This window comes from Pseudoalteromonas spongiae UST010723-006, assembly GCF_000238255.3.
Classification (GTDB): domain Bacteria; phylum Pseudomonadota; class Gammaproteobacteria; order Enterobacterales; family Alteromonadaceae; genus Pseudoalteromonas; species Pseudoalteromonas spongiae.
The window spans coordinates 1,632,219-1,651,737 of record NZ_CP011039.1 but is presented as its reverse complement, the minus strand read 5'-3'; the positions used below and the strand labels follow the sequence as shown (position 1 = coordinate 1,651,737).

Below are 19,519 nucleotides of genomic sequence, written 5' to 3'. Positions count from 1 at the left end.
GCCCCAACAACGGAGAGATGGCTGAGTGGTTGAAAGCACCGGTCTTGAAAACCGGCATAGGTTAATAGCCTATCTAGGGTTCAAATCCCTATCTCTCCGCCACCTCATTCCCAAAACCGCCTTTAGGCGGTTTTTTTCGTTTTGGAGTTTGATTATGAATAATAAAGCGAAGTCGATTTTTCTGGTGTTAGCATTTGCGGTTATTTATGCAGTAGTGCTGCAACAAGGCATTTTGTTGCTTACCGATTATTTGCAAGTTGGGGCGGACGCCTTGGTTAGCAAGTGGCAAACAGCATTGGGCTTATTTGTATTTAACTTGCTTGTCGCACAAACCACACGTAAGTACTTTAAAACGCATCAGCGTTTACTTTTCTCTTTAACAGTTGGATTTGCATCGGCACTTTTACCGACACTATTTGCTTATCAATTGGCGTTGATTTGGCCTTTGTTACTGGCTAATGTCGTGATTTCAATTTTGGCATTGTTAGCACAAAGTAAGTTAGAGTTGTTACACAGTAAAAGTCAGTAATTGCGGTAACAAGTGGGTGTTATCTATGTTAGACTGGCATTTTTATAACTTAAATAAAGTATAGAGATTATGTCAGATAAATTTAATTCAAATGCTGAAAAAGCAAGCTACGGTATCGGTCTACAAATGGGTGAGCAACTTAAGTCAAACCCATTTGAAGGTTTAAACTTAAACTCAGTATTTGAAGGCATGAAAGATGCTTACACTGGTGCTGACTTCCAAGTTGAGATCCCAGCTATTCAAGCAGCATTTGAAGAAATTAATGCTGAAATCACAAAGCGTCGTGAAGAAGAAGCAAAAGTACTTGCAGCTGAAGGCGAATCTTTCCTTGCTGAAAACGCTAAGCGTGCTGAAGTAACGGTAACTGCATCAGGTCTACAGTATGAAGTACTAACAACAGGTGAAGGTGACAAGCCAACAGCTGAATCAACAGTACGTACTCATTACCACGGTACATTAATTAATGGTGATGTATTCGATAGCAGCTACGATCGCGGCCAGCCAGCTGAGTTCCCAGTAGGCGGTGTTATCAAAGGTTGGACTGAAGCATTACAAATGATGCCAGTTGGTTCAAAATGGCGTTTATACGTACCACACGACCTAGCTTATGGCGAGCGTGGTGCTGGTGCATCAATCGCACCTTTCTCAACACTTATCTTCGATGTTGAGTTATTAGATATCCTATAAGCATTTGCTTATTAAAAAAAAGCCAGCGTTAATGCTGGCTTTTTTATTTTTGTAAATTAACCGACCAGGTTAAATGCAGCGCGCTGGTTTTGGTAGCCCTGCAATTTTTGTAGCTTGTTTCGCCGGTCCCTTAGGGAACAATTTATATAAATACTTGCTGTTTCCTTTGTCTTCACCAAGTTTTTTTGCCATGGCTTTTACTAACATACGTATTGCTGGACTGGTATTGAATTCAAGATAAAAATCTCGCACAAAATACACAACTTCCCAATGATTATCACTGAGCGAGATGTTTTCCTGCTCAGCAATGATAGGGGCGAGCGCTTCGCTCCACTGGGTAAAATCCTTCAGATAACCCTCTTTATCAGTATCGATAGTTTTATCGTTTATGCAATAGCTCATGTTAATTACCAAGTAATATGTTGTTCGCTGTCAACAATGAGCTCAACCCACTGTTGATCAGAAATTGTAATGATCGTTTCGTTTGAGACAGCGCGTGCCTTCATATCAACATCAAGTGCGTATAGGGTGTTTTGACAAAATGCATCAATATAGCAATTAACGCTGTAGCAGGCGTCGGATAACAGTAAGAGCTTATCATCGGGGGCAATAATAAGTTGATGCTGTTGATAATGCGACAAGGGCTTATTAAATATATGCAGCATTATATTGTTACCACCTGATGCTGTTGTTGAAGTAAAGCCTGTTTTTCTGAGGTATCGAGCGTAATGATGTCGTATGCAAACCGAGTAATATCTAATCCGCGTTGCTTCATGGAGTGTTCGCACACATAAATGTGTTCAATATCGTAAAGGCTCAGGGTACCAAAGGCTTTCAAATAATTTTTAATCTCGAGTGACTCAATTGATTGACCTTGAAGTAGGGCATAAAGTGCATCACCTTGTAAAAGCAAACTAACTTGCTGATCAATAGCGGCAAAAATTAGTGCCATATCAAGACTTTCTTTGAGACTACCGTCATTAAAAGGAGAAGCATTACATACTATTAGGTAGTTTTTCATTTAATCTGCACCCATTTATCAGCTTTGCTAGCATCCATCGCAAACTCGGCAAGACCTGCAACTTCAAAGGGTTCACAGCGTGTAATATCGAGCCCACGTTTTTCGGCTGCAGTAACGCAAAGTGTCAGCTTAATACCTAAATCGGCCAGCGATTGCCAAATATCAGTTACTTGTAACTCATCTGACGGCAGTGAAAAATGACTACTGGCGTGAAACACGGCATCTTGATAGAGAAAAATCCCAGATACAGTGTGTCCTAGCGCGAGTGCGCTTTTAGTGAAACGTAACAAATGTTGCAAACTGTCGTGTGCGGTAACACTTGCATGATAACTAATAATAATATTGGCCAAAATCTACCCATAAAAAAGCCCCGAAGAACGGGGCTTATTTTATTAAACTTTTAACGTTTAGTCATTATTTGCACCAAGTATATGCAGGATAGACGTAAATAAGTTGTATACGTTTAAGTATAGGCTAACAGTTGCACGGATATAATTTGTTTCACCGCCGTTAATAATACGGCTAGTGTTGAACAAAATTAAACCAGACATAATAAATACGATGGCAGCATTCATCGCCATAAATACGATTGAGCTACCTACGAATAGGTTTACTAGGCTTACTAGTACAACAACAATTAAACCTACGAACAAAAAACCACCTAGGAAAGAGAAGTCTTTCTTAGTTGACATTGCATAGGCTGATAAACCAAAAAATACCAGTGCTGTAGAACCCAGCGCTTGCATAATAAGCATCGGGCCGTTTGGCATTGCTGCATAGTAATTTAACATTGGACCGAGTGCCGCACCCATAAGACCTGTAAAAACAAATACCCATGGTAAGCCAGATGCACTGTCTGCTTTCTTATTAACGACAAATAAGGTGATCAGACCGCCGATACTAAATACAAGACCCATTAAGTAAGGTAATTGCATTGCCATTGAAATGCCGGCTGTAACAGCACTAAATAACAATGTCATACCTAAAAGCATATAGGTGTTGCGTAGTACTTTATTTGTTTCAAGTACCGACTGCGCCGATTTTGGCGAAGAGTACGTGTGATTAAAGCTCATAAATAACTCCTTAAATTGAAACGCATTCCTGTTAGGTTTCAGAACTGCGAACAGCATATCAATTAACATGTTAGGTAGCAATTCTATTCCTTTATTAGAACGGTGAAGTAGGGCGTTTAGTTCAATTTAATTTTAAAATTTGATTGCATAATGTACGGGTTGCATGTTTATTGCGCGGTTGACAAATAAATTGAAAAAAAAGCTTCACAAGTGAAATAGAATCCCCTAATATTCGCCCCGCTGCGGAGAGATGGCTGAGTGGTTGAAAGCACCGGTCTTGAAAACCGGCATAGGTTAATAGCCTATCTAGGGTTCAAATCCCTATCTCTCCGCCACTTTCTTTTATGCGGAGAGATGGCTGAGTGGTTGAAAGCACCGGTCTTGAAAACCGGCATAGGTTAATAGCCTATCTAGGGTTCAAATCCCTATCTCTCCGCCACTTACTCCTAGCTATATACTTAAGTCTACTGTTAATTATTTATCTATTTGCCATGCTTATCGTGTATTTAACGCATTTGGCGCGATTATGGATAAAAAAATTGTACTTAAGGGTGTTGCCTACTCGTTGTTTTCTCCCTTTCTGATTGGTTGTTTAATCGGAATTTATTATGTTGCAGCATTAGATGGCGCGACAACTAAACTATTTTTGTCGATTGTTTTAAGTGCGGTTGCAAATGCACATATAGTAGGGTTAACCATGGCGATATGTGTTGTACCTGTTTACATGTATTTGCAAAAGCGAAATAAATCAAATAACTCCGCAATGATAATGGCAGCGATATTTGGTGGTGCGTTATTTAGTTTTATGTTTAATGTCGCGTCAGGGCAAGTATTTGTTGTAAATACGTTAATGGCAACTCTCGCAGCAGGCATATTTATTTTTACATTAAAACAGCAAAAATAAATTTTAGAGTCGAATAATTAGTAAACAATTAAGTGAATATTTAGCGATATTCACTTTTTTTAGCTTAAAAAGGTTTCATTTGTTGTTATGAAAGAGTACCTTTAAGCTTTGTGAATATTGAATTGTTAACTTTTCTACGTAATGAATAAAGAAAGCTTATATCAAAGTCTGAACAACCAAGTAGTTGCTTTGATTGAAGACGAAACCAACCTGATAGCGAACCTTGCAAATGTAAGTGCTTTGTTAAATCTTTCACTTGAAGATATTAACTGGGTGGGGTTTTATTTACTGGAAAACGACACATTAGTTTTGGGACCGTTTCAAGGTAATCCAGCGTGTGTTCGTATCCCTGTTGGTAAAGGCGTATGTGGTACAGCATTTGCCGAAAAACAAACACAGCGCATTGACAATGTTCACGACTTTGAAGGGCACATTGCATGTGATGCCGCATCAAATTCAGAAATCGTTATTCCACTTATTAAAGACGGCAATTATATTGGCGTGCTTGATATTGATAGCCCAAGCCTAAGTCGTTTTGATAGTGATGATCAAACTGGCCTAGAGCGAATTATGGCGTCATTGGCAGAGCATCTTTAATATGAAGGACTGGCTTAGCGTACAAGATTATTTGTTTGGTATAGATCAGGTAGGTGATTGGGAAGGGCAAGAAGAAACCGTTGCGGAAAACTTGAATGAACTGATTCATGTTGCATGGCAACAACTGCCTGACGAAACAGATGCAGATACGATTGACAAAATTATTGAAGGTATTTGGCAACATTTACGCGGTGATACTGCAATTTTGGAAGCTGAACACGAAGAATTAATCGATTGGGTGTTACATTACGTGACAAACCAATTGGAAAACAACTTAGACGAAGAGATTTAAAACTTAAGGTTAAACACATGGACTCTACTAACAAGCTAAAAGACATCAAAGAGGTATTAAATTACCTTTTCACAGAGTTTCCAGCCTGCTTCAAAGAGAAAGACGGCATCAAGCCGTTGAAGGTTGGTATCTTTAAAGATATTGCTGAGCGCATCGAAAACGATGAGCGCGTAAGCAAAACACAGGTTCGCCAAGCGCTTCGCAAATATACGTCTAACTGGCGTTATTTGGAATCTGTTACAAAACACGAGTTCCGTATTGACCTTGATGGTAACGATGCAGAAAAAGTTGAGCAAGAGCACGTTGAGCATGCAAATAAAGCACTAGAAGAAAGCCGTGCTAAACTTGCTAAACGTAAGAAACCTGCACCGCGTAACGCTGGTGAAAAGAAATCTTACAAAAAGAAAGGCAATTTTGCTGATAAAAATGCTGCAAAAGGAACTAAATTTAGTTCTAGCAACACTAATAAAGACAAACCTGCGCGTCGTTCTAATAAAGTAGAAGCGCTACCTTCAGGTGATATTAAAGTGGATGCTGAGGTAAAAGTTAAACTTGGCCAAGCTTTAGTAAAAGGTACTATCACCGAAGTGAACAAGGAAGACATTCATGTAGTGCTTGTAACAGGCATGCAGGTGAAAACGAAAGCAGAGAGTCTATTTATCGTATAAGGAGACAGTGTATGAGTGAGAAGTTTAGGCTTATTCCACTGGCGGCAGCGCTATTTTCAGCAAATTTATTTGCTTCTGCCGATAATATTAGCATCGAAAACTTACCTGAGTTAAAACAGGAAATTCAGCATATTGCTGCAACCAAGCGAATAACCAATTTATTTACTCGCTCGCACTACAAACTTATTCGATTAGACGATGACTTATCGAGCCAAATCTACGACCGATTTATTGAGTCGATTGATAGTAACAAAAGCTTGTTCATGCAATCAGATTTGGCTAAATTCGAGCATTTCAAGTATGAAATTGATAATGCATTAATTAAAGGCGATATGTCTTTTGCGTTTGAAATTTTTAACTTGAATATGCGTCGTCGTTTTGAACGCTTTGAATATTCACTTTCTTTACTTGATAAAGAAATGAAATTTGACGTTGAAGACAATTACTTTTTTGATCGCGAAGATGCAAAAATTCCAACCACAATGGCGGAATTGCATGAAATCTGGCGCCAACGCGTCAAGTACGACGCGCTTCGCTTAAAGCTTACAGGCAAAGAATGGCCTGAAATCCAAGAAATTCTGAAAAAACGTTACCGTTACACGCTAAAACGTATTTCACAAACAAATAGCGAAGATGCTTACCAGATTGCAATGAACTCATTTGCAAGAAGCATCGAAGCACACACTTCTTATCTATCGCCACGCCGTGCTGAACAGTTTAAGCAAGATATGCAGCTTGAACTAGAAGGTATTGGTGCAGTGTTAGGTGTTGATGAAGATTACACTGTGATCCGCTCACTTGTTCCAGGTGGTCCAGCATCTAAAACCGAAAAACTAAAATCTGATGATCGCATTATTGCTGTTGCACAAGGTCAAGAAAGTTTTGTTGATGTAATCGGTTGGCGATTAGATGACGTAGTTGATCTAATCAAAGGACCGAAGGGCACCAAAGTAAGGTTACAGTATCTAAAGGGCTCTGATTCGCACGGTACGCCGCATGAAGTGGAAATTATCCGTGATAAAATTCGCCTTGAAGATAAAGCAGCTAAATCAAGTGTATTTGAACCAGTTTACTCAGAACTTGATACAAAAATTGGTGTCATTGAGATCCCAGGTTTTTATAACAACTTGTCTAAAGACGTTAAAAAAGAGCTAGCTAAATTACAAGAACAAAACGTAGACGGTATTGTTATCGACCTACGTGGTAATGGCGGTGGTTCGTTATACGAAGCGACACAATTATCTGGTTTGTTCTTCGACAAAGGCCCAGTTGTTCAAATACACAACATTAACGGCAAAGTTGAAAAACAAAAAGATCGCGACGGCGTTACCTATTACGACGGCCCGTTAACAGTATTAGTTGACCGTTACAGCGCATCAGCGTCAGAAATTTTTGCTGCGGCAATGCAAGACTATGGTCGCGCAGTTATTATTGGTGAGCAAACCTTTGGTAAAGGTACAGTGCAACAGCATCGTAGCTTAACAAAAGCATTTGATTTATTTGAAAATCCGCTTGGCAGCGTACAGTACACAATTGCTAAGTTCTACCGTATTAATGGTGGCAGTACGCAGCATAAAGGCGTGATCCCAGATATCACATACCCATCGCCAATTGATCCCGCTGAGTGGGGTGAAAGCCAAGAAGACAATGCATTACCTTGGGATCACATTCGTAAAGCGAATTATTCAAAACTTGACGATTTAACGCCAGCGATTACGTTTTTGACTGATAAGCATAAAGAGCGTATTGCAGGCGAGCCTGAGTTTATCTATCTCAATGATGACATTGCCTTGTATCAAAAAGAGAAAGACCGTGCATCAGTGACGCTTGTTAAGGCGAAACGTGAGAAACAACGTGAAGAAGACAAGCAAAAATCACTCGCTCGAGCGAATGAAAGGTTAAAACGTCTAGGGCTTGATCCAATTGCATCACTTGACGATGCACCAGACGTACTTGATGAAATCGACCCGGGACTTGAAGAAGCGGTTCATATAACATCAGATTTTATTAAGTATGGCCGTTACGCAAAACATTAATTTATAACTAATGTAGTAAGCGCCGATTTTCACAAAGTCGGCGCTTTTTTATGTAAAACTAAAAATAATAAAATTCAACGCTTCGTGCTTATTCAGAAGTCAGTTGATAAATAATGACAACAATTTGAGGTATCTTTGTGAAGCAAGTAAAACAAGCGACCTTTTTAGACGCGTTAATTCCAATTAGCGTTTTAGTGCTACTGCTTGGCACATCCGTTTATCTATACAGCGACGATTCGTCGTATGGCCCAAACCAAATAGCGTTACTATTTTCAGCCGCAATAGCAGTAATCATTGGTCTTAAAAATGGTTTTAAATGGGCCGAACTAGAAGAGGCGATGATTAAAGGCATCACCATTTCTCTTGGCGCCGTATTAATTCTACTTATGGTAGGGGCATTAATAGGCACTTGGTTACTGTCGGGCACAGTACCGTCGTTAATTTATTTTGGCTTGCAGCTGATAAACCCGCATTGGTTCTATGCCGCAAGTTGCATATTGTGCGCTATCGTTGCCTTGAGTATTGGTAGCTCATGGACAACAGCTGCAACAATCGGTGTTGCCTTGCTCGGCGTATCAACGGGTCTTGGCCTTGATCAAGTTGTCACTGCGGGCGCGGTTATTTCGGGTGCTTACTTTGGTGATAAACTGAGCCCATTGTCGGAAACGACAAACTTAGCACCGGCGGTGGCTGGCAGTAATTTATTTGACCATATCCATCATATGCTTTGGACTACAGTGCCGAGCTTTGTTATCGCGCTGATTATCTTCTTAGTAATGGGTTTTAATGCTGAAGGCGTACCAAATGAAGGACGCATAGAGGAGATTTCTAATATTCTACTTCAGAATTTCAATATTGGTATTGAGATGTTAGTGCCTTTAGTTGTGTTACTGACATTAGCAATTAAAAAAATGCCCGCATTCCCGGCGGTTGCCATTGGGGCGCTATTTGGCGCGGTTTGGGCGATTATTTTTCAACAAAACTTAATTGCAGGGCAGATTGAGTCTGGTGTATCTCACTTTGTTGGTACGTTTAAATTGGTATGGGCTGCGCTATTTGATGGTTTTAGCATTACAACTGGTGATGCGAAAATGGATAGCTTATTAAGTGGTGGCGGTATGTCAGGCATGCTTAATACGACTTGGTTAATTATTTGTGCGTTAATGTTTGGTGCTGTAATGGAAAGAGTGGGCCTACTAAAAGTCTTCGTTTCTAGCATTTTAAAAATCGCAAAAAGTACCGGTTCATTGATTGCGTCGACCATTGCTACCTGTATTGGCACTAACCTAATCGCGGCAGATCAATATATGGCAATCGTAATGCCTGGACGCATGTATAAAGAAGAGTATGAAAAACGCGGGCTTGCCAACGTTAACTTGTCACGAACATTAGAAGACGGCGGTACTATCACAAGCCCTCTTATCCCATGGAATACCTGTGGTGCGTATATGCAAAGCGTACTACTCATTAACCCGCTTGATTATGCGATGTATGCATTCTTTAATTTAATTAATCCATTATTGGCAATTATTTACGCCTACTTAGGCATTAAAATTTTAAAAATTACGCCAAAGCATTTACAGACAAGCGATGAATAATTTTGTGGAGCAAACGTTATGACAACACAAGAAAAATCAACTAACCAAGCTAAGTTCAGAACTGATTATAAAGCACCGGATTACACGGTTTCGTCACTGTATTTAGAATTTGACTTAAAAGCGACGCAAACCCGTGTATTACAAAAAGCGCAGTATCAGCGTGTCGGCGCGAATAATGAGTTATGGCTAGATGGCGTCAATCAAACATTATTGTGCATTAACGTAAATGGCTTACCGTTTAGCGATTATGAAATGTCTGAGCTAGGTTTGACGCTGAAAAACTTGCCAGCAGAGTTTGAACTACATATCGAAACTGAAATTGACCCACAAAACAATACGTCACTTGAAGGGTTATATTTATCCGATGGTGCTTACTGTACACAATGTGAAGCTGAAGGGTTTCGCAAGATCACTTATTTTCAAGACCGTCCCGACGTATTAACCAAATATACAGTAAAGGTTATTGCAGATAAGGCGTTTACCCATTTATTGTCTAATGGTAACAAAATTGAGTCTGGCGAGTTGGCTGATGGGCGTCACTTTAGCACTTGGCAAGACCCTTACAACAAACCGAGCTATTTGTTTGCATTAGTGGCAGGTGATTTTGATGTATTACATGATAACTTTAAAACACGCTCTGGCCGCGATGTAAAACTCGAGCTATTTGTTGATAAAGGTAATCTTGATAAAGCTGATCACGCGATGGCTTCGTTAAAGCGTGCAATGAAGTGGGATGAAGAGCGTTTTAACCTTGAATACGATCTTGATATATACATGATTGTTGCGGTTGACTTCTTCAATATGGGGGCAATGGAAAACAAAGGGTTAAATGTATTTAACTCAAAATGTGTATTGGCAAACCAAGCTACTGCGACCGATCGAGATTATCACACCATTGAAAGCATTGTGGGTCACGAATATTTTCACAATTGGACAGGTAACCGAGTAACGTGTCAGGATTGGTTTCAATTATCGTTAAAAGAAGGTTTAACGGTATTTCGCGACCAAGAATTTAGCTCAGACATTGGCTCACGTGCATTAAATAGAATTGATGCAGTAAAAGTGATGCGTGGACCGCAGTTTAGTGAAGATGCAGGTCCGATGGCACACCCGATCCGCCCTGAAAAAGTTATCGAAATGAATAACTTTTATACCGTTACTGTATATGACAAGGGGTCAGAAGTGATCCGTATGATGCATACAATTTTGGGGGAAGAAAACTTCCAAAAAGGCATGCAATTGTATATTGAACGCCATGATGGCACAGCGGCGACATGCGATGATTTTGTAAAAAGTATGCAAGACGCATCTAACATTGATCTTTCGCTTTTCTCGAAATGGTATAGTCAGTCAGGTACACCTGAGCTTGCGGTAGAGCGAGAATTTAATGATGCTGACAATACACTAACGCTGACTGTGTCGCAGTTTACACCAGCCACGCAAGATCAAATTGAAAAATCGCCATTGCATATTCCAATCGCACTAGAACTTATTTCACCTGAAGGTAAATCACAACCCTTAGTTATTGACGGCAATAAGGTTGACCGCGTTATCAACCTAACAGATGCACGTCAGCAATTTATATTTGAAAATATTGCAAAAGACACTGCGGTCGTCTTTTTAGAAGATTTCTCAGCGCCATGTAAAGTGAAGTTTGAACAATCTCTTTCTGAGCTAATCACGATTGTTAAATATGCGCGCAGCGATTTTTCAAAGTGGGATGCGATGCAGCGTATAATGGTTGACGCGCTAAAAGCAGGCATCGATAACGGCACGCAAATTAATGAAGAAATAGTGGCGTTGTTTCGCTATTTACTTACCTCAAACGTTAAAGACCTTGCGTTATTAAGTGAGCTTTTAACACTGCCGAGTTTTGATACGGTTGCAAGTGATTATCATCCAATTCCTGTAGATGCCATTACTGATCAGTTGCATGCAGTAAAATCATTTTTAGCGAGCGCGTTGTTAAGTGATATCGCAGCGCGTTATCAAACACTAAACGAAAACGGTGAGTTAGATGCAACGAGTATTGCAACGCGTGCATTAAAAGGTCGCTTACTTGATTATCTTGCAGCGGCAGATTGGCAGGATGTAGATAGTGAGCTTGAGACGCAATTTGCCAGCGATAACATGACAAACAGCTTAAACGCGCTGTCAGCAGCATGTGAAAATAAACGAACCAGCCACGAAGGTTTACTCGAGCGCTTCAAAGATAAATGGCATCACGATGTATTGGTATTGGATAAATGGCTTGCACTGAAAGGTCGATTGAAAGATGACAATACAACAAATGTAATCCGCGCTATGTTTGAAAGTGGTGAAGTTGATATTACTAACCCAAATCGTGTACGTGCATTGCTAATGAGTTATTGTATGTTTAACCCGCAATCATTCCATGCGCTAAATGGTGAAGGGTACCGTTTGCTGACGGATTTACTGATTAAACTCGATAAAATTAATCCACAAAATGCAGCACGTTTAATTACGCCGCTGTTAAGCTTTAAGCGTCATACCGATGAACGTCAATTGCACGTTAAAGCGCAATTACAACGTCTTGCTGATTTACCAGACCTCAGCCCGGATTTGTTTGAAAAGGTGAGTAACGCGTTAAATGGAGCGTAAAACCTACTACTTTTCAATTAATTTAAACTATCAAGAGTGTATGGCCTATTATAAAGGCCACTACACCAGCGTTCAGGTACTAAGTGATTGTGGTAAAACAATTCGCTTCGCTGCAGAAAAATTACGACCTTTTATGTCATCAATTGGCATAAAAGGGCGTTTTCGCATCCATTTAACCACCGAAAATAAATTTATTTCAATAGAAAAAGTTAATTAAAATTAATTGCTTATGTGTTATTTTGCCGGTGGGGTTTGAACTTTTTCAAGTTCTTTTCATTAAGCACTTTTCATTTCGATTGTTTAACTGGTAAGATGTCTTACCTATGTGATTAGAAAGTAGAATATCAAATAACAAGAGCGAATATGTAATCGAATTAATTGATTACGCTATATCTCATGTTTTACTTGTAATTTTATGAATTGCTTTCTATCGTTACAAGCATACTAAAAACAATAACTTGATAACAAAACAGCCCGCCATAGGGGGAATATATATGATAAAAAGTCCTCTTTTTGTCAAAAATAAACTGGCTTTAGGTGTTACAGCCGCGTGTATGGCACTTGCAAGCCAAAGTGCTTCAGCTGCATCATTTGAAGTTGGTGGTTTTGAAGTACAATTTGACTCTACTTTTTCTTACGGTACTAGCTACCGTGTAGAAGACCGTGATTTCGATACTCACATTGGTAAATCTAATCACCCTCGCTTTGATTGGACTGGATACCATCCAGCACTTAACCCAATCTACACATCAGATCAAATCTGGGCCGAGCCAGGTATTTACTCAAATAATGGTGATGCCGGTAACCTTAACTTCGATAGCGGTGAAGCATTTTCACAGTTATTAAAAGGTACCCATGAATTAGAAATACGCAAAGACAACTTTGGTTTCTTTACGCGTTTTATGTATTTCTATGATTTTGCTCTTAATGATAAAGACTTAGCATACAAAAACCCGACGTCAGGACAGGGCGTTGACCCATGTGCAAATAAAGAGTCGGAAGAGCTTGTGTGTAAAGATCTTCGTTTACTTGATGCATTTGTGTATGCAGACTTTGATTTGAATGATGGCTACAACCCATTGTCAGTTCGTTTAGGTCAGCAAGTAATTAACTGGGGTGAAAGTGCCTTAATTTCACATGGTATTAATATCAACCCAGTCGACGTGGATCGTTTAAAAGCACCTGGTGCTGAAGTTAAAGAAGCCTTTATTCCTGTAGGCATGTTGTGGGCTTCACTCGGTATTACAGAAAACCTTTCAGCAGAAATGTTTTATCAATATCAGTGGCACGAAACACGTCTACCTGTAGCTGGAACCTATTTCTCTACTAATGACTTTGCGGCGGTAAACGGTAATGCTAACAATGTTCAGCTTGGTTTTACATCAAACCCAGATATCGATTTAGCGTACTTAACTAACTCACTAAACAGCATGTATGGTCAATGGGGCCAAGTTGTTGCCGCGCAAGGTATGGATCCATCAAGCGCTGAAGCGCAATCGCTACTTGCTAGCATGTATTTAGCACATCCAACTAAAGTTGCGATTAAAGCCAATGGCGACAAAGCACTTAAAAAACCAAAAGATTCAGGCCAGTATGGTTTGAAATTAGGTTGGTTTGTACCTGAGCTTAATGAAACTGAGTTTGGATTTTATTACGTAAACTACCATGAGCGTAGACCGTTAATTTCAGGTAAGGCGTCAGACTTTACTGCTGCTGGAATTGGCCACGACTTAGCGTATATCGCTACAAACACCATTAATGCAGACAACATCACTAATTTAAAAGGCTTTACCGAAGCACAGCTTGAATATCCAGAAGATATTCAAATGTATGCACTTAGCTGGAACACAGCCATTGGTGAAACAGCGTTTGCTGGTGAATTCACTTATAGAAAAGACGAGCCATTACAAATTGATGACGTTGAATTGCTATATGCCGGTATGGCCGAGCAGTTGGCAAACCCTGGTGTGCCAGATGCAGTGCGTCAGGACATGTTTGCAGGTATCTCACAAGTAGAAACTGTGTCACCAAGTGAAGTTGCACAAGGTTATATTCTACGTGACTCTGCGCAGCTTCAATTTAGTTTTTCACACTTATTTGGCCCATCTTTAGGTGCAGATAGTTGGGCGGTATTAGGTGAAGTAGGTGGAGTACACGTTATTGATATGCCAGAGTATGATGAACTTCGGTTGAATGCGCCAGGTACCGGTCGTAGTGGTATTATGCAAGGTCCAGCTGATGATTACACAGCACTTCACTTGTTATTATCTAACGGTCCTGAAACTAATCAATTTGCATCAGCAACATCATGGGGTTATCGCCTAGTTGCTAAAGGTGAATACAATAACTTATTCGCTGGCGTGAACTTCTCACCACGTGTTGTATTCTCACACGATGTTAATGGTACAACGCCGGATCCAATGTTCTTATTTGTTGAAGATCGCATGTCTACTGCTGTTACCCTTAATTTTAACTATCAAAACCAGTGGTCATTTGACTTTGGTTACAATAGTTTCTGGGGTGGCGGTAAAGCCAATGGCTTAGCAGACCGCGATTATGTTTCATTTAATATTAAGTATTCTATTTAAGGGTAACAATATGATTAAAAAACCTACCCTAGTGGCTCTAGCATTGTGTAGCGTATTTAACGCTTCACAAGCTTTAGCTAAAATTTCACCAGAACAAGTTGCTCGTTTAGGTCAAGATTTAACACCACTTGGTGCAGAAAAGGCGGGTAATGCGGATGGCTCAATTCCATCATGGGAAGGTGGTATTACAAAAGCACCTGACAACTATAAAGTAGGTGATCACCACCCAGATCCATTTGCTGACGATAAAGTATTATTCACTATCGATAAGTCGAATGTTGAACAGTACAAAGAGATGCTTTCTCCTGGTCAGGTAGCGATGTTTGAAGCTTATCCAGATAGCTTTAAAATGAATATATACCAAACGCGTCGTAGTGCGTCATACCCACAGTTCATCTATGATGCAACGAAAAAGTATGCAACAACGGCAGAGCTTGTTGAAGAAGGTAATGGTATTAAAAATACTGCAATTGGTATTCCTTTCCCAATTCCTGAAACAGGTCTAGAAGCCATTTGGAACCATATTTTACGTTACCGTGGTCTTTCGATTAAGCGTTATGGTGGTCAAGCGGCTCCAACGGCAAGCGGTTCATACAATATCGTGGGCTTTGATGAAAAACTATTGGTTAAGTATTCAGAGCAAGATGCAACACCTGAATCTCTGCAAAAGTCGAATATCTTATTTAAGTTTAAGCAAGAAGTAACTGAACCTGCGCGTTTAGCAGGTACGGCACTGCTTGTTCACGAAACAATGGACCAAGTATTAACACCACGTCAGGCTTGGACTTATAACACAGGTCAACGCCGCGTTCGTCGTGCACCAAACGTTGCGTATGATGCACCGGGAACGGCGTCGGATAGCTTGCGTACAACTGATGACTTCGATATGTTTAACGGTTCACCAAACCGTTACGACTGGAAGTTATTAGGCAAAAAAGAAATGTACATTCCATATAACAGTTACAAGCTACATAGCAATGAGCTGAAATATGATGACATTTTGAAGCCTGGTCACATTAACCCAGAACACGTACGTTATGAAAAACACCGAGTTTGGGTAGTAGAAGCGAATCTTAAAGAAGGTACGCGTCATATTTATAAGAAGCGCGTATTCTTTATCGACGAAGACAGCTGGCAAATTCATGTTGCAGATCTTTATGATAACCGCGACCAGTTATACCGTGTAGCAATGGCGCATGGTGTGAACTACTACGAAGTACCAACTCATTGGAGTACTTTGGATGTTTATCACGATCTTAACTCACGTCGTTACTTAGCAATTGGCTTAGATAACGAAGAGAAGATGTATGACTTCCAAGAAATGTTCAAAGACACCGAGTTTACTTCAAACGCATTACGTCGCTCTGGTCGACGCTAAATAATAATACGGCCCGCGAGGGCCGTTTTTCTCACAACGCTACCTATATGAAAAAATATCTATTTTTAATCGGCTCTCTATTGACGACTAGCGCAATTGCGCAAGTTACACCACAGGCGGCAATTCCAGCTAAACTTGCGGCTAAAAATCTATTAACCGATATTACCCGTGTCGGCAGCCAAACTTTGGCAGTTGGTAAGTGGGGAAACATTGTTTATAGCAATGACAACCAAGAATGGCTACAAGCAAACTCTCCAGTACAAAGCTTGCTAACGGGTGTTTATTTTATAAATGCCAATGTTGGTTGGGCGGTAGGCCACGACGCAACGATTTTGCATACTAAAGACGGCGGAAAAAATTGGACAATTCAGCAGTTTTTACCCGAATTAGATAAGCCGTTACTTGATATTCTGTTTTTTGATGCCAACCACGGATTAGCAATTGGCGCGTATGGCTTAAGTTATCGCACAACTGATGGTGGTAAAACATGGCAAAAAGAATTTTATGATTCGCTGTTGTATGAAGAAGATCGTGCGTATCTGAATGACTTAAAAGAATCCGATCCAGAAGGGTACAAAATAGAAACCCAAGCGATTCTACCGCATTTTAATAAAATATTTTTAGATGGCGAAACACTGTGGCTAGTGGGTGAGCTAGGTTTAATGGCAACCAGTAGCGATATGGGTAAAACATGGCAACGCTTAGATGAAATCTATGCCGGTTCATTTTTCTCATTCAATAAATTAGATAATCAATACTTAGTCGGTGGCTTGCGCGGTACTGCGTTTTCTAGCACTGATGGTGTTGAGTGGACACAATTAGAAACTGACACCACAGCATCAATAAATAATATTGAAATTGTCGGTAATAAAGCGGTGCTTTTAGCAAATAGTGGTGTGTGGTTTACATACAGTGATAACCAGTTAGTTAAATTTGTTACAAAAGACGGCAAATCACTTTTGGCGGGTGCGAAGAATAATAATGAATTAATCGTCGCATCAGAAGCGGGAATACATAAACTTAGCGTGCAGTAATTATGAATTCATTATTAACAAAAATAGAAACAAGTCTTTTTAGACACCGCTTAGCAGTATTGTTTATCTTTATTGCGGCCACTGTATTTTTAGGTTTCCAAGCTACTCAAATTAAACTCGATGCGTCGTTTAATAAGAATATTCCGTTAAACCACGAGTACATGAAAACCTACCTTAAGCACGAAAAGCAATTTGGCGGTGCTAATGGTATTTTAATTTCAGTGTGTGATACGCGTGGTGACATTTTTAATGAAGAGTTCTTTACCCAGCTTAAAAATGTGCACGATCAGTTATTCTTTATTCCGGGTGTTAATCGACCGCTTGTAAGTTCGATATTTGCACCGAGCGCGCGCTTTGTTGAAGTAGTTGAAGACGGCTTTGCCGGTGGGCCAATTATTCCAGCAGATTTCAAAGCCGATGCGCGCGGTCTTGCAACTGTTAAATCAAACATTGAAAAAGCAAAAGTTGTTGGCCGTATGGTAGCGAACGATTATTCGTGCGCTATGGTAACAGCTCAGTTAATGGAAACGGATCCAAAGACGCAAGAAAAACTCGATACCTTAGTATTTGCTGAAAAGCTTGAATCGGAAATTCGCAACAAATTTACTACCGATAACGTATCTATTCACATTATCGGTTTTGCTAAAATGGCAGGTGATGTTGCCGATGGCGCTAAAGACGTTGTGTTGTTTTTCTTAATTGCGATTTTGATTACTACGGTGATGGTATGGCTTTTCTGTAAGAGTATGAAGCTAACCGTGTTACCAATTGTGTGCTCACTTATTGCGGTAATTTGGCAACTTGGCTTATTAAATTTAGTTGGCTTTGGTCTTGACCCAATGTCAATTTTAGTACCATTTTTGGTATTTGCTATCGGTGTAAGTCATGGCGTGCAGATGATCAACAGTATTGGTCAGAAAGTGGCGAAGGGCTTGTCTAATAAGGTTGCAGCGCAATCTAGTTTTGCTGCATTGCTTGTTCCTGGTGGTATTGCATTATTGTCTGACACTGTTGGTTTTATCACATTATTATCAATCGACATTGGTATTATTCGTGAGCTTGCGATTACAGCGAGCCTTGGTGTAGCAGTAATTATCTTTACCAACCTTGTATTACTACCAGTGATTGCCTCTTACCTTGATTACACCAAAATGAAGCGTGTTGATGATGGTAATGGCGAGACACACGACGCGTTTGCGGGTATTCGTGAAATGCTTGTTAAAGCCACTGAGCCAAAAGCGAGCAAGGCGATTTTATTTATTGCTGCTGCTCTTTTTGTATTTGGTTTTATCAAATCAAACGAAATGCAAATTGGTGACTTACATGCAGGTGCGCCGTCGCTTCATGAAGATGCCCGTTATAACCAAGATACTTTCCTTATCACCGACAAATATTCGATCTCGGTAGATATTTTAAAAGTGATTGTTGAGGCAGAGCCAGAAGCGTGTACTTTCCACGATACCATGGAGCGAATTGACCGTTTTCAGTGGAAGTTACAAAACGTTGACGGTGTGCAATCTGCTGTTTCTCTTAGCAGTATCGCACAGCAGGTTAACGCCGGTTACAACGAAGGTAATTTAAAATGGCAAACTCTGCCGCGCAACACGGCGTCACTTGTACAAGCGTCTAGCCGCGTAGAAACAAGCTCAGGTTTATTGAACAGTGATTGCTCTGTGATGCCAATTGTTGCCTTTATTGAAGACCATAAAGCGAAAACGATTAATCAGGTTGTCGATGCGGTTAAGCAATTCGCACAAGAAGAGGGCACAGACACACTTAAATTTAAGTTAGCGTCAGGTCCAGTTGGCGTTATGGCTGCGACAAACGAGTCAGTAAGCGAAGCGCAATTGCCGATGATGATTTACGTTTACGGTGCGGTAATTTTACTTTGCTTAATCAGTTTCCGTTCGTTACGTGCCACCATTGCGGTAGTGTTACCGCTTTATGTGGTGTCAACACTTGCACAAGCATTGATGGTGTCGCTAGAAATTGGTTTAACAGTAAGTACATTACCGGTAATTGCACTGGGTGTTGGTATTGGTGTTGACTATGGTATTTACATTCTGTCGTCAATGAGTGGGTTATTACGCCAAGGCGTACCATTAACAGAAGCATATCGCCGTGCGTTGATTGAGCGTGGTAGTGCGGTACTGTTTACCGGAATTACCTTAGCTGTTGGTGTAAGCACTTGGGTATTTTCTGCACTTAAGTTCCAAATGGACATGGGAATTCTGCTAACCTTTATGTTTTTGGTCAACATGTTAGGTGCTGTACTCCTCCTACCAGCGCTAGGTACACTACTGTGGCGCAAAAAAACTTCTGAATAAATGTGTACTGAAATGGCCAGAAATGGCCATTTCTATCTATATTTTGTGAATAGTAAGCCAACTGGTTGAAATATGTACTGGTTTGCTACAAAAAATGCTATTTATATCTATGCTAAAAGAGTTAGAATTCACCTGACTCCATTGCAGTTTGTTAGACTGCAAATA

Annotated in this window: 19 protein-coding genes and 3 tRNA genes; 17 read left to right on the top strand and 5 right to left on the bottom strand. The window is 40.2% G+C overall.

The genetic code is table 11. The features are described from left to right. Positions 1-11 precede the first annotated feature (11 nt). The 3 genes from PSPO_RS07755 to PSPO_RS07745 all read left to right on the top strand — a co-directional run bounded on the left by PSPO_RS07755 (position 12) and on the right by PSPO_RS07745 (position 1,216). Positions 12-102: transfer RNA gene (locus tag PSPO_RS07755), tRNA-Ser, on the top strand. A 52-nt stretch (positions 103-154) separates the two neighbouring features. Then, positions 155-529 carry a hypothetical protein gene (locus PSPO_RS07750; protein ID WP_010560001.1) on the top strand — a complete coding sequence of 125 codons (375 nt, stop codon included), beginning with the start codon at positions 155-157 and terminating at the stop codon, positions 527-529. A 69-nt stretch (positions 530-598) separates the two neighbouring features. Next, the gene (locus tag PSPO_RS07745; RefSeq protein WP_010560002.1) at positions 599-1,216 is read left to right on the top strand and encodes a BamJ family beta-barrel-assembly machinery protein; all 618 of its coding nucleotides are present in this window, start codon (positions 599-601) and stop codon (positions 1,214-1,216) included. 69 nt (positions 1,217-1,285) lie between these two features. On the opposite strand, the gene tusE is transcribed toward PSPO_RS07745, so the two are convergent. Genes tusE through PSPO_RS07720 form a run of 5 tightly spaced genes read right to left on the bottom strand, consistent with a single transcriptional unit; the run spans position 1,286 to position 3,310 of the window. Further along, the gene (gene tusE / locus PSPO_RS07740; RefSeq protein ID WP_010560003.1) at positions 1,286-1,618 is read right to left on the bottom strand and encodes a sulfurtransferase TusE; all 333 of its coding nucleotides are present in this window, start codon (positions 1,616-1,618) and stop codon (positions 1,286-1,288) included. Between the two features lie 5 nt (positions 1,619-1,623). Beyond that, positions 1,624-1,881, bottom strand: a complete 258-nt coding sequence (locus PSPO_RS07735) for a DsrH/TusB family sulfur relay protein (protein WP_010560004.1) — start codon at positions 1,879-1,881, stop codon at positions 1,624-1,626. Further along, complete coding sequence (tusC, locus tag PSPO_RS07730) at positions 1,881-2,237, bottom strand: sulfurtransferase complex subunit TusC (RefSeq protein WP_010560005.1); 357 nt, start codon at positions 2,235-2,237, stop codon at positions 1,881-1,883. Before tusC ends, PSPO_RS07735 begins: the two co-directional genes overlap by 1 nt. Then, complete coding sequence (locus PSPO_RS07725) at positions 2,234-2,587, bottom strand: DsrE family protein (protein ID WP_010560006.1); 354 nt, start codon at positions 2,585-2,587, stop codon at positions 2,234-2,236. The genes tusC and PSPO_RS07725 overlap by 4 nt, the downstream gene beginning before the upstream one ends. A 57-nt stretch (positions 2,588-2,644) precedes the next feature. After that, positions 2,645-3,310: a Bax inhibitor-1/YccA family protein gene (locus PSPO_RS07720; protein ID WP_010560007.1), complete on the bottom strand. Its 666-nt coding sequence runs from the start codon at positions 3,308-3,310 to the stop codon at positions 2,645-2,647. Positions 3,311-3,554: 244 nt separating this feature from the next. On the opposite strand from PSPO_RS07720, the gene PSPO_RS07715 reads away from it, so the two are divergent. From PSPO_RS07715 to PSPO_RS07650, 14 genes are all read left to right on the top strand, one after another. Then, positions 3,555-3,645, top strand: a tRNA-Ser gene (locus PSPO_RS07715). 13 nt (positions 3,646-3,658) lie between these two features. Further along, positions 3,659-3,749 (top strand) — tRNA-Ser (locus tag PSPO_RS07710). Between the two features lie 87 nt (positions 3,750-3,836). After that, complete coding sequence (locus tag PSPO_RS07705) at positions 3,837-4,214, top strand: hypothetical protein (protein WP_010560008.1); 378 nt, start codon at positions 3,837-3,839, stop codon at positions 4,212-4,214. A gap of 141 nt (positions 4,215-4,355) precedes the next feature. Then, positions 4,356-4,811, top strand: coding sequence for a GAF domain-containing protein (locus tag PSPO_RS07700; protein WP_010560009.1), 456 nt, complete (start codon positions 4,356-4,358; stop codon positions 4,809-4,811). Position 4,812: 1 nt separating this feature from the next. After that, positions 4,813-5,103 (top strand): hypothetical protein, encoded by a 291-nt coding sequence (locus PSPO_RS07695; RefSeq protein ID WP_010560010.1) that lies wholly within the window; start codon positions 4,813-4,815, stop codon positions 5,101-5,103. Between the two features lie 17 nt (positions 5,104-5,120). Next, on the top strand, positions 5,121-5,771 hold the full coding sequence (gene proQ, locus PSPO_RS07690) for an RNA chaperone ProQ (RefSeq protein ID WP_010560011.1): 651 nt from the start codon (positions 5,121-5,123) through the stop codon (positions 5,769-5,771). Positions 5,772-5,782: 11 nt separating this feature from the next. Continuing rightward, a complete protein-coding gene (prc, locus tag PSPO_RS07685) occupies positions 5,783-7,807 on the top strand; it encodes a carboxy terminal-processing peptidase (protein ID WP_010560012.1) in 2,025 nt (674 codons plus the stop codon). Positions 7,808-7,944: 137 nt separating this feature from the next. Further along, positions 7,945-9,405 carry a Na+/H+ antiporter NhaC gene (nhaC, locus tag PSPO_RS07680; protein ID WP_010560013.1) on the top strand — a complete coding sequence of 487 codons (1,461 nt, stop codon included), beginning with the start codon at positions 7,945-7,947 and terminating at the stop codon, positions 9,403-9,405. 18 nt (positions 9,406-9,423) lie between these two features. After that, on the top strand, positions 9,424-12,027 hold the full coding sequence (gene pepN / locus PSPO_RS07675; RefSeq protein ID WP_010560014.1) for an aminopeptidase N: 2,604 nt from the start codon (positions 9,424-9,426) through the stop codon (positions 12,025-12,027). Then, complete coding sequence (locus PSPO_RS07670) at positions 12,017-12,244, top strand: DUF2835 domain-containing protein (protein ID WP_010560015.1); 228 nt, start codon at positions 12,017-12,019, stop codon at positions 12,242-12,244. The genes pepN and PSPO_RS07670 overlap by 11 nt, the downstream gene beginning before the upstream one ends. Positions 12,245-12,521: 277 nt before the next feature. Then, the gene (locus PSPO_RS07665) at positions 12,522-14,615 is read left to right on the top strand and encodes a DUF1302 domain-containing protein (RefSeq protein WP_010560016.1); all 2,094 of its coding nucleotides are present in this window, start codon (positions 12,522-12,524) and stop codon (positions 14,613-14,615) included. A gap of 10 nt (positions 14,616-14,625) precedes the next feature. After that, positions 14,626-15,993 carry a DUF1329 domain-containing protein gene (locus PSPO_RS07660; protein ID WP_010560017.1) on the top strand — a complete coding sequence of 456 codons (1,368 nt, stop codon included), beginning with the start codon at positions 14,626-14,628 and terminating at the stop codon, positions 15,991-15,993. 47 nt (positions 15,994-16,040) lie between these two features. Beyond that, a complete protein-coding gene (locus tag PSPO_RS07655) occupies positions 16,041-17,027 on the top strand; it encodes a WD40/YVTN/BNR-like repeat-containing protein (protein ID WP_010560018.1) in 987 nt (328 codons plus the stop codon). A 2-nt stretch (positions 17,028-17,029) separates the two neighbouring features. After that, positions 17,030-19,354, top strand: a complete 2,325-nt coding sequence (locus PSPO_RS07650; protein WP_010560019.1) for an efflux RND transporter permease subunit — start codon at positions 17,030-17,032, stop codon at positions 19,352-19,354. Positions 19,355-19,519: the final 165 nt, after the last annotated feature.

Coding starts and splice junctions, on each gene's coding strand:
- PSPO_RS07750 (WP_010560001.1), top strand. CDS start 155: ATGAATAATAAAGCGAAGTCGATTTTTCTGGTGTTAGCATTTGCGGTT.
- PSPO_RS07745 (WP_010560002.1), top strand. CDS start 599: ATGTCAGATAAATTTAATTCAAATGCTGAAAAAGCAAGCTACGGTATC.
- tusE (WP_010560003.1), bottom strand. CDS start 1,618: ATGAGCTATTGCATAAACGATAAAACTATCGATACTGATAAAGAGGGT.
- PSPO_RS07735 (WP_010560004.1), bottom strand. CDS start 1,881: ATGCTGCATATATTTAATAAGCCCTTGTCGCATTATCAACAGCATCAA.
- tusC (WP_010560005.1), bottom strand. CDS start 2,237: ATGAAAAACTACCTAATAGTATGTAATGCTTCTCCTTTTAATGACGGT.
- PSPO_RS07720 (WP_010560007.1), bottom strand. CDS start 3,310: ATGAGCTTTAATCACACGTACTCTTCGCCAAAATCGGCGCAGTCGGTA.
- PSPO_RS07705 (WP_010560008.1), top strand. CDS start 3,837: ATGGATAAAAAAATTGTACTTAAGGGTGTTGCCTACTCGTTGTTTTCT.
- PSPO_RS07700 (WP_010560009.1), top strand. CDS start 4,356: ATGAATAAAGAAAGCTTATATCAAAGTCTGAACAACCAAGTAGTTGCT.
- PSPO_RS07695 (WP_010560010.1), top strand. CDS start 4,813: ATGAAGGACTGGCTTAGCGTACAAGATTATTTGTTTGGTATAGATCAG.
- proQ (WP_010560011.1), top strand. CDS start 5,121: ATGGACTCTACTAACAAGCTAAAAGACATCAAAGAGGTATTAAATTAC.
- prc (WP_010560012.1), top strand. CDS start 5,783: ATGAGTGAGAAGTTTAGGCTTATTCCACTGGCGGCAGCGCTATTTTCA.
- pepN (WP_010560014.1), top strand. CDS start 9,424: ATGACAACACAAGAAAAATCAACTAACCAAGCTAAGTTCAGAACTGAT.
- PSPO_RS07670 (WP_010560015.1), top strand. CDS start 12,017: ATGGAGCGTAAAACCTACTACTTTTCAATTAATTTAAACTATCAAGAG.
- PSPO_RS07665 (WP_010560016.1), top strand. CDS start 12,522: ATGATAAAAAGTCCTCTTTTTGTCAAAAATAAACTGGCTTTAGGTGTT.
- PSPO_RS07660 (WP_010560017.1), top strand. CDS start 14,626: ATGATTAAAAAACCTACCCTAGTGGCTCTAGCATTGTGTAGCGTATTT.
- PSPO_RS07655 (WP_010560018.1), top strand. CDS start 16,041: ATGAAAAAATATCTATTTTTAATCGGCTCTCTATTGACGACTAGCGCA.
- PSPO_RS07650 (WP_010560019.1), top strand. CDS start 17,030: ATGAATTCATTATTAACAAAAATAGAAACAAGTCTTTTTAGACACCGC.